Raw genomic sequence first — 821 nt, 5'->3', positions numbered from 1 at the left:
GGGACTACTACAGAAAATGCTACTTCTGGATTATCATATGGAGCATATCCAACTAATGTTAAGTTGTAACATTCCATACGTTCTCCTTTTGCATTTCTACCAATTGGATCATCTCCACCATATACAGTTTGAGCTGTCCCTGTCTTTCCTGCTGGTTTATATGGCGCATTTTTGAAATACTTCACGCCAGTTCCATCACCTTCTTGGAATACCCATCTAAAACCTTCTTTTATCCGATCAATATGTTCTTTCTTCATATCAACTCGATTTAATACGACAGGCTCTATAGAGCGTATAACTTTACCGACCTCTTCTTCTTTTATTGATTGCTCTCGTATTTCTTGTACAATCTTCGGTTGCATTCTATAACCGCCATTAGCAATCGTTGAAATATATTGCGCCAATTGCAGTGGTGTATACGTATCATACTGACCGATAGAAAAATCTAGTAAAAACCCTGGTTGACTATCTATTTTTCTCGTTTGCCCAATTATTTCATTCGGTAAATCAATACCTGTTGGTACCCCTAAACCAAATTGTTTAAAATAATAACGCATTTTATCAAATGCTTCTTGTTTAATATCCAATGAACCATTCGGTACGTAATTAACCCCTGCGATTTGTAAAGCTGTCTGGAACATGTATACATTCGAAGATACTTGTAAAGCTCGTAAATCATTTACATTACCAAATCCGGATACATTCCACGATTTCTTAGCTTGTGTACCTTTAAATTTCATCGGTGCATCATAAAATTGATCTCCTGGCTGTATTGCCCCTGTCTCATATCCAGTTAATAACGTTGCGCCTTTTACAGCTGA

The 821-nt window shown here is 36.9% G+C and carries 1 protein-coding gene; it reads right to left on the bottom strand.

The genetic code is table 11. The features are described from left to right. Window positions 1-821 (bottom strand): penicillin-binding transpeptidase domain-containing protein (locus MR155_RS31230; RefSeq protein ID WP_277958800.1); only part of this gene is annotated, 821 nt, incomplete at both ends.

The sequence above is a fragment of the Bacillus cereus group sp. BfR-BA-01331 genome (genome assembly GCF_022663915.1).
GTDB lineage: Bacteria > Bacillota > Bacilli > Bacillales > Bacillaceae_G > Bacillus_A > Bacillus_A mycoides.
This window is presented reverse-complemented; position numbering and strand designations above follow the sequence as displayed.